This is a genomic window from Streptomyces sp. NPDC056361, from assembly GCF_042262805.1.
Lineage (GTDB): Bacteria > Actinomycetota > Actinomycetes > Streptomycetales > Streptomycetaceae > Streptomyces.
The window spans coordinates 1-12,708 of the sequence record NZ_JBHJQI010000047.1; the positions used below are offsets into that span (position 1 = coordinate 1).

Annotated in this window: 13 protein-coding genes; 4 read left to right on the top strand and 9 right to left on the bottom strand. The window is 72.4% G+C overall.

Going from position 1 to position 12,708, the window contains the following annotated elements; genetic code table 11:
* Positions 1 to 124: 124 nt before the first annotated feature.
* Together ACFCY7_RS17395 and ACFCY7_RS17400 are read right to left on the bottom strand one after the other, a co-directional pair.
* Positions 125 to 685: an RBBP9/YdeN family alpha/beta hydrolase gene (locus ACFCY7_RS17395; RefSeq protein ID WP_376485815.1), complete on the bottom strand. Its 561-nt coding sequence runs from the start codon at positions 683 to 685 to the stop codon at positions 125 to 127.
* A gap of 83 nt (positions 686 to 768) precedes the next feature.
* Entirely contained in the window at positions 769 to 3,057 is a 2,289-nt protein-coding gene (locus ACFCY7_RS17400; protein ID WP_376485817.1) for an ATP-binding cassette domain-containing protein, read from the bottom strand.
* A gap of 109 nt (positions 3,058 to 3,166) precedes the next feature.
* Here ACFCY7_RS17400 and ACFCY7_RS17405 point away from each other — a divergent pair, with 109 nt between their 5' ends.
* Entirely contained in the window at positions 3,167 to 3,952 is a 786-nt protein-coding gene (locus tag ACFCY7_RS17405; protein WP_376485893.1) for a TetR/AcrR family transcriptional regulator, read from the top strand.
* A 247-nt stretch (positions 3,953 to 4,199) separates the two neighbouring features.
* On the opposite strand, the gene ACFCY7_RS17410 is transcribed toward ACFCY7_RS17405, so the two are convergent.
* The gene (locus ACFCY7_RS17410; RefSeq protein WP_376485819.1) at positions 4,200 to 4,859 is read right to left on the bottom strand and encodes a TetR/AcrR family transcriptional regulator; all 660 of its coding nucleotides are present in this window, start codon (positions 4,857 to 4,859) and stop codon (positions 4,200 to 4,202) included.
* A gap of 161 nt (positions 4,860 to 5,020) precedes the next feature.
* On the opposite strand from ACFCY7_RS17410, the gene wrbA reads away from it, so the two are divergent.
* Complete coding sequence (wrbA, locus tag ACFCY7_RS17415; RefSeq protein ID WP_376485821.1) at positions 5,021 to 5,629, top strand: NAD(P)H:quinone oxidoreductase; 609 nt, start codon at positions 5,021 to 5,023, stop codon at positions 5,627 to 5,629.
* A gap of 71 nt (positions 5,630 to 5,700) precedes the next feature.
* On the opposite strand, the gene ACFCY7_RS17420 is transcribed toward wrbA, so the two are convergent.
* Both ACFCY7_RS17420 and ACFCY7_RS17425 read right to left on the bottom strand, forming a co-directional pair.
* Complete coding sequence (locus ACFCY7_RS17420; RefSeq protein WP_376485824.1) at positions 5,701 to 5,988, bottom strand: metal-sensitive transcriptional regulator; 288 nt, start codon at positions 5,986 to 5,988, stop codon at positions 5,701 to 5,703.
* Positions 5,989 to 6,172: 184 nt separating this feature from the next.
* The gene (locus ACFCY7_RS17425) at positions 6,173 to 6,589 is read right to left on the bottom strand and encodes a YciI family protein (protein ID WP_376485895.1); all 417 of its coding nucleotides are present in this window, start codon (positions 6,587 to 6,589) and stop codon (positions 6,173 to 6,175) included.
* Between the two features lie 139 nt (positions 6,590 to 6,728).
* Between ACFCY7_RS17425 and ACFCY7_RS17430 the strand changes: the two genes are divergently transcribed.
* On the top strand, positions 6,729 to 7,358 hold the full coding sequence (locus tag ACFCY7_RS17430; RefSeq protein WP_376485827.1) for a MarC family protein: 630 nt from the start codon (positions 6,729 to 6,731) through the stop codon (positions 7,356 to 7,358).
* Between the two features lie 176 nt (positions 7,359 to 7,534).
* Here ACFCY7_RS17430 and ACFCY7_RS17435 read toward each other — a convergent pair whose 3' ends face one another.
* Positions 7,535 to 8,374 carry an alpha/beta fold hydrolase gene (locus ACFCY7_RS17435; RefSeq protein ID WP_376485829.1) on the bottom strand — a complete coding sequence of 280 codons (840 nt, stop codon included), beginning with the start codon at positions 8,372 to 8,374 and terminating at the stop codon, positions 7,535 to 7,537.
* Positions 8,375 to 8,724: 350 nt separating this feature from the next.
* On the opposite strand from ACFCY7_RS17435, the gene ACFCY7_RS17440 reads away from it, so the two are divergent.
* Positions 8,725 to 9,585, top strand: coding sequence for a helix-turn-helix transcriptional regulator (locus ACFCY7_RS17440; protein WP_376485897.1), 861 nt, complete (start codon positions 8,725 to 8,727; stop codon positions 9,583 to 9,585).
* A gap of 9 nt (positions 9,586 to 9,594) precedes the next feature.
* Here the strand turns inward: ACFCY7_RS17440 and ACFCY7_RS17445 are convergent, their stop codons facing one another.
* From ACFCY7_RS17445 to ACFCY7_RS17455, 3 genes are all read right to left on the bottom strand, one after another.
* On the bottom strand, positions 9,595 to 10,653 hold the full coding sequence (locus ACFCY7_RS17445; protein ID WP_376485831.1) for an aldo/keto reductase: 1,059 nt from the start codon (positions 10,651 to 10,653) through the stop codon (positions 9,595 to 9,597).
* A 63-nt stretch (positions 10,654 to 10,716) separates the two neighbouring features.
* Positions 10,717 to 11,457 (bottom strand): alpha/beta fold hydrolase, encoded by a 741-nt coding sequence (locus tag ACFCY7_RS17450; RefSeq protein WP_376485900.1) that lies wholly within the window; start codon positions 11,455 to 11,457, stop codon positions 10,717 to 10,719.
* A gap of 215 nt (positions 11,458 to 11,672) precedes the next feature.
* Complete coding sequence (locus tag ACFCY7_RS17455) at positions 11,673 to 12,659, bottom strand: DUF5937 family protein (protein WP_376485833.1); 987 nt, start codon at positions 12,657 to 12,659, stop codon at positions 11,673 to 11,675.
* Between the last annotated feature and the right edge of the window lie 49 nt (positions 12,660 to 12,708).

A 12,708-nucleotide genomic window follows, 5' to 3' on the forward strand; every position in this document is an offset into this window, starting at 1 on the left:
CTCGCCGCACCGGGCGAAAGCCCGAGTACGTCCAGTACGCGGACTTCCACCCGGCACGCCGAGAGCACGCACCAGACGCCGCGGGGCCGCCCTTCGGGCGACGACGGGAATGTGACGACAGGCCCTAGCGGCCCTTGACGCGCACGTCCGGGTCCTCGCACCACTCCAGGACCGAGGCCCAGTCCCCGTACCCCGCGTCGAGGTCGAGGTGCTCGCCGCCCGGCACGCGGTCCGTGTCGAGGCCGAGCGGGGTGCCGTAGTGCACGTCGGCGCCCTCGGGGCAGTACGGGTCCCCGTCGCCGTACACGAGACGGGCCGCGAGGCCCCGCTCCGCCAGGTCCAGACCGTCGGCGAAGGCGGCGATGGCCGGGATCGAGGCGGTCACCCGCGGCGAGGGCGGGGCGACCAGGAGCACCCGGTCGGCGTCGGGCCGCCGCTCGCCCGCCCGCAGCCAGAGCAGGACCGACAGGCTGTGCGCGAGGACGACGAACTCGCCGTCGGCCGGACGCCGCCCGTGCTCCTCCAGGGCCGCGATCCAGTCCGCGAGGACGGGCGCGTCCGGCTCGGGCAGCTGCGGGTAGCGGACCTCGTGGCCGCGCTCCCTGAGCTGCGCGGCGAGCCAGTGCTGCCAGTGGCCGGGCGGACGGTGGTTCTGGAAGCCGTGGAGGATCAGATACGTGGTCACGGCACGATCCTGCGCCCGGCACCCGTCCCCGTCCACCGCGGTCCACGGAGCGGTCTTCGGCCCCCGCCGTTCGGGGAGGGCGGTCAGCCGCCGACGTACTCCCGCAGGTGGCGGGCGGTCAGGGTGTCCCCCTTCTCGACCAGCTGCGCGGGGGTGCCCTCGAAGACGACGCGGCCGCCGTCGTGACCGGCGCCGGGACCGAGGTCGACGAGCCAGTCGGCGTGGGCCATCACGGCCTGGTGGTGCTCGATGACGACGACCGTGTTGCCGGCGTCGACGAGCCGGTCGAGGAGCGCGAGGAGCTGGTCGACGTCGGCGAGGTGGAGGCCGGTGGTGGGCTCGTCGAGCACGTAGACCGCGCCCTTCTCGGCCATGTGGATGGCGAGCTTGAGCCGCTGGCGTTCGCCGCCGGAGAGGGTGTTGAGGGGCTGGCCGAGGCGGAGGTAGCCGAGGCCGACGTCCTTGAGGCGGCCGAGGATGGTGCGGGCCTGGCCCTTCGCCGTGAAGAAGTCGTACGCCTCCTCGATCGACAGGGACAGCACCTCGTGGATGTTCTTCCCGTCGAGCCGGTACGTGAGGACCTCGGGCGTGAACCGCTTGCCCTCGCACTTCTCGCAGACGGAGGCCACACCGGCCGCGATGGCCAGGTCGGTGTAGATGAGCCCGAGGCCGTTGCAGTTCCCGCAGGCGCCCTCCGAGTTGGCGCTGAAGAGCGCGGCCTTGACGCCGTTGGCCTTGGCGAAGGCCGTGCGGATGGGGCCGAGGAGCCCCGTGTACGTCGCCGGGTTCGAGCGGCGCGAGCCGCGGATCGGGGACTGGTCGGCGACGACCACGCCCTCCCGGCCCGGCAGGTTGCCGTGGATCAGGGAGGACTTGCCGGAGCCCGCCACGCCGGTGACCACGGTCAGCACCCCGGTCGGGATCTCGACGCTGACGTCCTTGAGGTTGTGCTGGGTGGCCCCGGTGATCGCGAGGGCGCCGGTCCGGGTCCGCACCTCCTCGCGGAGCTTGGCCCGGTGCGAGAGGTGGTCGCCGGTGAGGGTGCCGGAGCTGCGCAGGCCCGGCACGTTCCCGCTGTAGCAGATCTCGCCGCCCGCGGTCCCGGCCCGCGGCCCCAGGTCCACGACGTGGTCGGCGATCTCGATGACCTCGGGCTTGTGCTCGACGACGAGGACGGTGTTGCCCTTGTCGCGCAGGCGGAGCAGCAGGTCGTTCATGCGCCGGATGTCGTGCGGGTGCAGTCCGGTGGTCGGCTCGTCGAAGACGTACGTGACGTCGGTGAGCGGCGAGCCGAGGTGGCGGACCATCTTCACCCGCTGGGCCTCGCCGCCGGACAGCGTGCCGGACGCCCGGTCGAGGCTCAGATAGCCCAGCCCGATCTCCACGAGCGAGTCGAGCAGCTCGCGCAGGCCCGCGAGGAGCGGCGCGACGGAGGGGTCCTCGATCCGGCGGACGAACGCGGCGAGGTCGCTGATCTGCATCGCCGAGCACTCGGCGATGTTCACCCCGTCGATACGGGAGGACAGCGCGGCGCGGGTGAGCCGGGCCCCCTCGCACTCGGGGCAGGTGCGGAAGACGACCGCGCGGTCGACGAAGGCCCGGATGTGCGCCTGGAGCGCGTCCCGGTCCTTGGCGAGGAAGAGCCGCTGGACCTTCGGCACCAGGCCCTCGTAGGTGAAGGTGTTGCTGCCGACCTTCACCTTGCAGGTCGGCTTGTGGAGGAAGGCCTCCCACTCCTCCTCGGTGAAGTCCGCGAGCTTCTTGTCGGCGGGGTAGAAGCCGGATTCGGCCATGATCCGCCAGTACCAGGAGTCCACGGCGAAGTTCGGGACGGTGATCGCGCCCTCGGCGAGGCTCTTCCCGCGGTCCACGAGCTCGTCGACGTCGATGTCCGAGACCTCGCCGGCGCCCTCGCAGCGCGGGCACATGCCCTCGGGGAGGTTGAAGCTGAACGCCCCGGACGTGCCGACGTGCGGGGTGCCGAGGCGGCTGAAGACGATCCGCAGCATCGTGTACGCGTCGGTGGCCGTGCCCACCGTGGAGCGGGAGTTGGCGCCCATCCGCTCCTGGTCGACGACGATCGCCGCGCTCAGGTTGTGCAGTCCGTCCACGTCCGGGCGGGCCAGGGACGGCATGAACGACTGGAGGAAGGCGCTGTACGTCTCGTTGATCAGGCGCTGCGACTCGGCGGCGATGGTGCCGAAGACGAGCGAGGACTTCCCGGAGCCGGAGACCCCGGTGAAGACGGTGAGGCGCCGCTTGGGCAGGTCGACGTCGACGTTCTTGAGGTTGTTCTCGCGGGCCCCGCGGACCTGGATGACGTGGTGGCCGTCCGCCGCGGCGGTTTCGTTCGCTCCGACGGGGTGGTTCATGTGTGCGCCCTCCGTGGTCGTCCCAAGCTCGAACGGACAGGGTACTCTATACAACGTACAAAGTTAGGGCGTAGTACGTCTGACCTGCGAGAATGAGTACATGAGTGCCATGGCGACCACCGGCGGGAAGAACAGCAGCGGGGCCGGCGACCCGGCCCGCACCCTGGAGCTGCTCTGGCGTGCCGACGCCCCGGCCCCGGCCCCCGCGGCGCGGCGCGGCCCCCGCCAGGGCCTCACCGTCGACGCGGTCGTCGACGCCGCGCTCGACCTCGCCGACGCCGGCGGCCTCGACGCCCTCACCATGCGCGCCGTCGCCCAGCGCCTCGGCGTCACCCCGATGACCCTCTACACGTACGTCCCCGGCAAGAGCGAACTGCTCGACCTCATGCTGGACACCGTCTTCCTGCGCATGGACCGCCCGCCGTTCGGCGCCGCCGAACCCTGGCGCGCCCGCGTCACCTCCGTCGCCGACGCGAACCGCGCCCTGCACCTCCGCCACCCCTGGCTGGTCGACCTGCGCATCGTCCGGGCCCCGCTCGGCCCCGGCGTGATGGCCAAGTACGAGTACGAACTCGGCGCCTTCGAAGGGCTCGGCCTCGACGACGTGGCCCGCGACTCGGCCCTCACCTTCGTCCTCGGCTCCGTACAGTCCGGCGCGCGGGCCGAACTCGACGCGCGGGCCGTGGAACGCGAGAGCGCCCTGTCCGACGGCGAGTGGTGGGCCGCCCACGAGCCCCTCCTCGCCCGCGTCTTCGACGCGCAGCGCTTCCCCCTCGCCGGCCGCGTCGGCGAAGCCGCCGCCCTCGCCTACGGCGGCCTCTACGACGCGGAACACGCCTACGCCTTCGCCCTCGCCCGCGTCCTGGACGGACTGGCGGCCCTGAGCGGGGAGTGACCTTTGGGCACGGACGGGGCCCCGGATACGAGCCGACCCCTGGGCGCGGACGCGGACTGAGGGGCGACCCGCGGGCGGATCAGGCGCCAGGGGCCACGGTCTCAGGGGTCACGGCCTCAGGGACCGCGGCCTTAGGGGCCACGACCTCAGGAGTCACGGCCTCACGGGTCGCGGCCTCAGGGGTGCCGCACGGATCGGAGCCGGGGCTCACGACCCCGCAAGCGTCAGTCAGTCCCGCAGGCGTCCGTCAGTCCCGCAGGGTCAGCAGCGCCCGTACCCCCGCCTTGAGGCGGTCGCCCGAGAGGTCCTGCTCGACCGTCAGGTGGTGCATGACGTCCGGGGAGAAGGACGCGAGCAGCAGGTGCGCGAGGAGTGCGTTGTCGGAGCCCGGCCTGAGCTGCCCGATGAGCAGGGCGACGTGCGTGTGCATCACCCGGTAGGCGCCGCTGTGGTAGCGGGCGCGGGGCGCGGCGGAGTGCGCCGCGAGGAGTAGTTCGCGCTGTTCGCCGACCCGGTCGACGAGCGCGTCGAGGAAGGCGTCGAGCCGCTCGGCGGCCGGGGCGCCGGGGCCCAGCGGCGGCGGCCCGCTCATGTACGCCTCCTGGAACTGGCGCTCCCGGTCGTCGAGGAGGGCCCACAGGAGCTGGGAGACGTCGCCGAAGCGGCGGTAGACGGTGCCGACGCCGATGCCGCTGGCGTGGGCGACCTGGTTCATGGTGACGGCGTCGGGGCCCTGCTCGGCGACGATCCGGGCGGCGGCGTCGAGGATCTTGCGCCGGTTGCGGGCGGCGTCGGCGCGCTCGGGGGCGGGCGCGTCGACGGTGGGGAGCAGTCCGGGACCGGCCAGGGGCGTGATCTCGGGCTCCGCTGCCGCCCCGGCTCCGGCCTGCGGTTTCTCGGTGCTCATCTGTCGACTCCCGCTCTTTCTTCCCGCTCGCCCGTGTTCCCCCTAGGTCGCTGCTCGTTGTTGAGCATACCCGTCCCCCTTGCAAACCGGATAGCGATCCGCTTAACTCGGAACATCGAAGCGGAAAGTAATCCACTTTCTTGGATCGAGGAGAGTTCGCCATGTCCGTCAAGGTCGCCGTCATCTACTACTCGGCCACCGGCTCCGTCCACCGGCTGGCCCAGGCCGTCGCCGAAGGAGCCGAGAAGGCCGGCGCCGAGGTGCGCCTGCGCCGCGTGCCCGAGCTCGCCCCCGACGCCGCCATCGACTCGAACCCGGCCTGGCGCGCCCACGTCGACGCCACCGGTGACGTCGAGGTCGCCACCCTGGACGACCTGGAGTGGGCCGACGCGTACGCCTTCGGCTCCCCGACCCGCTTCGGCAACGTCTCCGCGCAGCTGAAGCAGTACATCGACACCTCGGGCGGGCTCTGGCAGCAGGGCGTCATGGCCGACAAGCCCGCGACCGCCTTCACCAGCGCGCACAACGTCCACGGCGGCAACGAGTCCACGCTCCTCGCCCTCTACAACACCTTCCACCACTGGGGCTCGGTCATCGTCTCGCCCGGCTTCACCGACCCGGCCGTCTACGCCGCCGGCGGCAACCCCTACGGCACCGCCCACCCCGGCGCCCACGGCGCCCCCTCGGAGGACGTCCTCCACGCCGCCCGCTACCAGGGCGCCCGCCTCACCCGCTTCGCCAAGCGCCTGAAGGGCCTCGCGGACGACTGACCGCACCCGCTACGACGAAGAGCACCCCTGGGGCCTCCCCAGGGGTGCTCTTCGCCGTGGCGGTCTCCCGCCTACGCCAGCGACAGGAACAACTTCTCCAGCCGCGCCCGCATCGCATGCGGGTCCTCCCCGTCCTTGCGCCCGTTCTCGATGTCGGTCAGGCACTGCTGCAGTCCCGTCGCGATGATCGCGAACCCGGCCCGGTCGAGCGCCCGCGACGCCGCCGCGAGCTGCGTCACGACCTCCTCGCAGTCGCGCCCCTCCTCGATCATCCGGATCACGCCGGAGATCTGCCCCTGCGCCCGCCGCAGCCGGTTCAACACGGCCTTCAGCTCGGCGCCCGCGAGATCGAGTTCCACAGCGACTCCTCCACAGATACCCCACGGGGTAATTTACTCCCCAGCACGGGGTTCCGTCGAAGACCAAGGATGACACCCACCACGCCCCCTCCCCGTCCTCCCGCCGCCCGCCTCCCCACCCACCACCGCGAGCCCCACCGAAACGGCGGGGCTTACACGCACGGGTCGCGCGGTCGGTCGGGGGTCAGTCCTGGGTCGGGCCCGCTTCGTCGATGGGGCGGATGACGACGGGGTAGTCGGGGGAGCCGGGAGGGACGGGGCAGCGGGCGACCTGGGCGGCGATCTCGGTGACGCGGTCGAGAGTGGGGCAGTCGAGGACCCAGTAGCCGGCGAGGACTTCCTTGGTCTCGGCGTAGGGGCCGTCGGTGACGACGGGGTCGCCGTTGGCGTCGACGGTGACGAAGCGGGTCGTGGAGGGGGCGGCGAGACCCTGGGCGTCGAGCATCTCGCCGGTGGAGGCCAGCTCCTTGTTGATCGCGTTCATGTGGTCGAACATGGCCTGGAGCTGCGCCTTGTTCCAGGCGGGACTGCCGGCCGAGCCGCGGCCGACCATGCCCTCGTAGTCGGCCTGCGACCCCTGGACCATCACCAGGTACTTCATGACGTCCTCCTCGTTGGCGTGTACGTCCCGCAGGGACGTGTTCTCGCAGGAGAGTCGTAGCCGGACGCCGGTTCTCGACACCGCGCGGGCATCAGCCCGAAAAACGGGAGAAATCACCCGGCCGCTTCATGATTCCCGAGTGAACGCATTCACCTTCTCCGCGGCCTTCATCGCCTTCTTCTCGGTCGTCGGCCCGCCCAAGGTCGTCCTCGCCTTCGCCGGCCTCGCCCAGGTCCACCCCGTCCGCCAGCTGCGGAACATCGCCCTCATCTCCTCGGGCGCCGCTGTCCTCGTCGGCCTGGTCACCGGCATCACGGCCCCCTGGATCCTGAACCTCTTCCACATCAGCGAGCCCGCCCTCCAGCTCGCCGGCGGCGTCATCTTCTTCCTCTACGCCGTCGGGCTCGTCCTCGGCATGCACCTCGGCTCCGACGGCCCCCACCAGGACGCTCCCGACCTGGTCAGCGGCGTGCGCGAGCTGCTCATGCCGTACGTGGTGAGCCCGCTGGCCATGACCGCCGTACTGATCGAGGCGGCGGCCCGCGATTCCTTCAGCTGGCGTTCGACGGTCGTCGGCGCGTACGTGGCCGTCATCGCCCTCGACCTGATCTGCGTCCTGCTCCTCACCCACGTCCTGCGCCGCACCCACCACGCCACCATCGAGCTCCTCGGCCGCCTCCTGGGCCTGCTCCTCGCCGCCGTCGGCGTCGACCTCGTCCTCGACGGCCTCTACGACCTCGGCGTCACGGGCCTCGAAGTCCGCCACTGATCGCTTGCTGCTGGCTACTCCGTCACTGGCTACTCCGTCACTGACCGCTGGCCGCTGACCGCTGGCCGCTGACCGCTGGCCGCTGACCGCTGACCGCTGCGCCGGAGCCGTCCGTGCCGGAGCCGTCCGTGCCGGAGCCGTCCGCGCGCCGGAGCCGTCCGCGCCCACGACCGGGTTCAGGCGGCGGCGGCCATTGCGGCGGGCACGGCGGCGGGCACGGTCGCGGCGGAGTCCAGGAACTCCGTCACCGTCGCCACGAACTCGTCCTCCTTCTCGAAGAGCACGACGTGGCCGGCGTCGATCTCCGCGTACCTGCTCCCGGTGATCGCCGCGTGCAGCTCACGGCTGTTCTCCACGGGGACGGTCGCGTCTCGCGTCGCGCCCACGACCAGCGTCTCCGCGGTGATCCGGGGCAGCAGCGCGCGGATGTCGACCCCCAGGTCGAGCGCCACGTGCCGCAGGGTGCCCGGCGTGGGCGGCATGTTCGGGATGAGCTCCTCGACGCCCTCGCGGCCGATCATGTTGAGGAAGTCGCGGCTGAACCCGGTCATCGTCACGCTCCGCCCGAACCCCGCCGGGTCGAACTCGCCGAGGCGCTGCCACAGCGTGAACAGGTTCCGCATGTACTCGTCGCCGTCGGTGTACGCCCAACCCGCCACCAGCACCAGCCGGTTGACCAGATCCGGGCGCAGCGCAGCGACCGCCGCCGACACCGGCGCCCCCATCGAGAAGCCGAGCAGGTCCACCGGACCCGTACCCGCGTCCTCGATCACCGCGATCACCTGCGCCGCCAGCGTCTCGACCGTCAGCGCACCACCGTCGTCGACGGTCCGGTCGGCCCCCGACAGGTCCATCGTGACGACCCTGCGGTCCGCGGTGAAACGCGGCGCGGTGCGACCCCAGTTGATGACCGCCCCACCCGACCCGGTCCCGTGGACGAGGACTAGCGCGGGACCCTCGCCCGAGCCCTCGACGTCGTAGTGGACGTGTGCGGTGCCGACGGTGACCGTAGCCATGATGGTTGCTCCCGGTGGAAGGGGGTGAGTGCCTGACACCGAGAACTCTGCCGACCCCCGCGACCCCCCGGGAGAGCCCTTCCGACCCTGGGATCGCCGATCCCAGGTTGAGCAGCAGCAGCCGCAGCCGCCGCCGTCTCGCACCTCACGTCTCACACCTCACGTCGTACGCCCCACGCCGCTCCACCAGGCCGCCGCAGTCCTCCGTCTAGCCGCAGTCGCCGGTCGGGCAGCGGTCCTCCGTCGAGCCGCAGTCGCCGGTCGGGCAGCAGTCCTCCGTCGAGAGCCCCCGTCCCGTGTCCTTACCTGGGACCGCCGGTCCCTGGAAGGAGCCCCGTGCCTCCGGCAGGATGATCGGCATGACGACGATCGACCGCCGCGAACTGGCCGACTTCCTGCGCCGTTCCCGCGACCGGGTGCGCCCGCAGGACGCGGGTCTCCCGGCCGGGCCCCGGCGCCGTACCCCCGGGCTCCGCCGCGAAGAGGTCGCCCAGCTCGCCGGCATGTCCGCGGACTACTACATCCGCCTGGAGCAGGCCCGCGGCCCGCAGCCCTCGCCGCAGATGCTCGCCGCGCTCGCCCGCGCGCTGCGGCTCGACACCGACGGGCGCGACCACCTGCACCTGCTGGCCGGGCACCGCCCGCCCGCGGGTCCCACGGTCGGCGACCACGTCTCGCCCGGCCTGCTGCACCTCCTCGACCAGCTGGAGTCGACCCCGGCGCAGGTCCTCAGCGACCTGGGGGACGTCCTCGCCCAGAACGCGATGGCCCGCGCCCTCCTCGGCGGCGTCTGCACGGTGTCGGAGCACGGCCGTAACGTCGTGTGGCGCTGGTTCGCGGACGAGCGGGCCCGTACGGCGTACCCGCCCGAGGAGCACGCGTACTACAGCCGCCTCCACGTCGCCGACCTGCGCGCCGCCGCCGGCCGCCGCTCCCACGACCCGGCCTCCACCCGTCTCGTGGACCGACTGCGCGCCGCCAGCGACGAGTTCGCCGAGCTCTGGGCCCTCCACGAGGTCGCCGTCCGCCGCCACAGCCGGATGCGCGTCGTCCATCCGGTCATCGGTCCGGTGGACCTGGACTGCCAGGTCCTGCTGGCGCCGGAAGGCGAACAGCGCCTCGTCCTCCACACCCCGCCGCCGGGCACCGACGCGGGGGAGCGCCTGGCCCTGCTGAGGGTGGTGGGTACGGAGCAGTTCTCGGCCCCGTAGGGCCGTCGGTCAGCCGGCGGCCCGCTCCTCCAACGGCCGCCGACGCAGCCGGGGTTCGGTGAGGACGGGCGAACGCCAGGCGCCGTCGGGCTGGTAGAGGTTCGTGCCGGGCGGCACGATCGCGTCGATCCGGTCCAGGACCTCGTCGGTGAGGACGACGGGCGCGCCCTTGAGCAGCCCCTCCAGCTGGTCCATCGTCCGCGGCCCGATGATGACGGAGGTGACCGCCGGGTGCGCGGCCACGAAGGCGAGCGCGAGTTCGGGCAAGCTGCAGCCGATCTCGTCGGCGAGGGCGACGAACTCCTCGACGGCGTCGAGCTTGGCGGCGTTGACGGGCAGGGAGGGGTCGAAGCGGTGCGGGGTGAGGGCTGGCCGCCCGCTGGTGAGGTCGATGGGGGCGCCCTTCCGGTACCGGCCGGTGAGGAAGCCGGACGCGAGCGGGCTCCAGGTCAGGACGCCCATCCCGTACCGCTGCGCCACGGGCAGCACGGACGCCTCGACCCCGCGCGCGAGCAGCGAGTACGGCGGCTGCTCGGAGCGGAACCGGCGCAGCCCGCGCCGCTCGGCGACGGCGTGCGCCTCGACGATCTCCTCGGCCGGGAAGGTGGAGCAGCCGAACGCCCGGATCTTCCCCTGGGTGACGAGGTCGCCGAGGACGTCGAGGGTCTCCTCGATGTCCGTACGGTGGTCGGGCCGGTGCACCTGGTAGAGGTCGATCCACTCGGTGCCGAGCCGCTTGAGGCTGTTCTCGACGGCGAGCGTGATCCAACGCCGTGACGAGCCGCCCCTGTTGGGTCCTTCACCGCCCATCGGGAAGTACACCTTGGTGGCGAGGACCGTCTCCTCCCGCCGACGGGGATCGCGCAGCGCCTTGCCGACGATCTCCTCGGACTCGCCCGCCGAGTACATGTCGGCGGTGTCCACGAAGTTGATGCCCTGGTCCAGGGCCGCATGGATGATCCGTACGGACTCCTGGTGATCAGGATTCCCCACCGCACCGAACATCATGGTGCCGAGGCAGTACGTGCTGACGTCGATCCCGGTCCCGCCGAGTACCCGATAGCGCATGCGCGCACTCTAGGAACTGGAGTGCACTCCAAGGCAAGGGGGAGAGGAGGCGAAGGAACCGTCCTACGCCCCGCCCTCCCGCAGGAAGTCGACGATCAGCCGGTGCAGCACGTCGGCCCGCTCCAGGTGTACGTCGTGCCCGGTGCCGGGCACGCTCGCGCCGTGCAGCCCGGGGCGGATCCGGACCATCTCCGCGTACTCCTCGCCGCCGATGATCCCGCCCTGCGCACCCTCCCCGAGGACCGCGAGCGTGGGGCAGGCGACGGCGGTCCACTCGTCCCAGAACGCGCCGGCGGCGTTGTCGTCGAGGGACCGCACCATGAACTCGGGGTCGAAGCGCGGCCACAGCCCCCCGTCACGCTCCTCCAGCCCGCTCGCCCACCCTTCCCCCACGGTTTCCTTCCCGCCGCCCAGATACGCGACGGCCGCCTCCCGCGAGGCGAACGGCACCGGCCACGACCGCAGCCACGCCCCGATCCCCTCCTGCGTACCCGGGTCCGACCCGCCCGGCCCGGCCTCGACGAGAACGAGCGCCCGCGACAGCCCGGGGTGGGCGGCCGCCGTGAGGAACGCCGTGTGCCCCCCGAGCGACTGCCCGACCAACACCGGCCGCTCAAGCCCGAGTTCACCGACCACCGCGACGACATCGGCGACGTACGCGGCCCGCGAGGCGTCCCCCGGGTGCCGCTCGCTCGCCCCGTGCCCACGCTGATCGAGGGCGACGACCCGGTACCCGGCCTCCCGCAACAGGCCCGCACTCGCGTCCCACTCACCGGCCTGCCCGGCGAGCCCGTGCAGCATCAGCACATCCGGCCCGGAACCTCCCCAGTCGCGGCACGCCAGCCGTACCCCGCCCCGCACCACGACCCGCTCGGACCAGGAGGCGGAAGCAGCCGGGGGCGTGGAACCGGACGGAGAAGGAAGACCGGTCAGGGGAGAAGAGGAACCGGTCAGGGAAGAGGAACCGGACGGAGAAAGGGAACCGGACGGCGAAAGAGAACTCATCCCGGCATCCTCCCCTACGGGTTGAGGAGTTGGTCGGCGACGGCGGTGCGGGCGTACAGCACGGACCGCCCGCTGCGGTGGGCGGTGACCAGGCCGGCGTTGCGCAGGGCGATGAGGTGCTGGGAGACGCCCGCGGCGGAAAGGCCGCAGTGGGTGGCGAGCTGGGTCGTCGAGGACGGGGTGTCGAGCTCGGTGAGCAGCAGGGTCCGCGAGCGCCCGAGGACGGCGGCGACGGCGTCCGTGGCGCCGGTGGTACGGGGTTCCCAGACCGTTCCGATGCCCCGTGCGGGGTAGGCGAGTTGGGGCGGGTCGGGGTGGACGGACCGGGTGAGGACCCGGGGCCAGGCGAAGACGGACGGGATGAGCAGCAGCCCGGAGCCGGCCTGGTTGCGGGTGAGCGAGCAGTGCCGGCGTACCAGCCGCAGCGTGCCGTCGTCCCACCGCACCGTCTCGTGCAGCTCGCTCAGCACCCGCGCCGAACCGTGCTCGGCGACCTGCCGGGCCCGGTGGAAGACGTCGGCCTCAAGGACCTTCTGGATCCGCGCCCAGTAGGGGGCGAGGGCGATCTCCCAGTACGACTCGATCTCGTCGGCGATCCTGCCCAGCGCGTCCCCGGGCGCCTCCCGGAGCACCCGGGACCGGGGGTTCTCGCGGGGGCCGTTCTCCTCCCGTGCCAGCATGTCGAGGTCGTGGCGGACCTGCGCGGCGGGCGTGCGGCGGATCGCGTCGAGCTCGGACTCCAGGGTGGGGAAGGGGCCGGCGGGGGTCGGGGTGAGGAAGTCGGCCAGGTAGCCGTGGCCGGGGATGAGCGCGTCGAGCCACCCGCGGTCGAGCCCCGCCCGCGCGATCCGCGGCCGGACCTGGGCGACCCACCGCCGGTGCGGTGCGGTGTCGGGCTGCCGGACGAGGATCCGGTAGCTGGTGACGACCTCCCACATGGGGGAGACGGCGAAGCGGGTCTGCGCGAGGTCGGCGGCGGAGAAACTGAGCCCGGATTCCATACGTCCACATCCCCGAAGTCCCACGGCCCGCCCCGGCCGTCCCGAATGG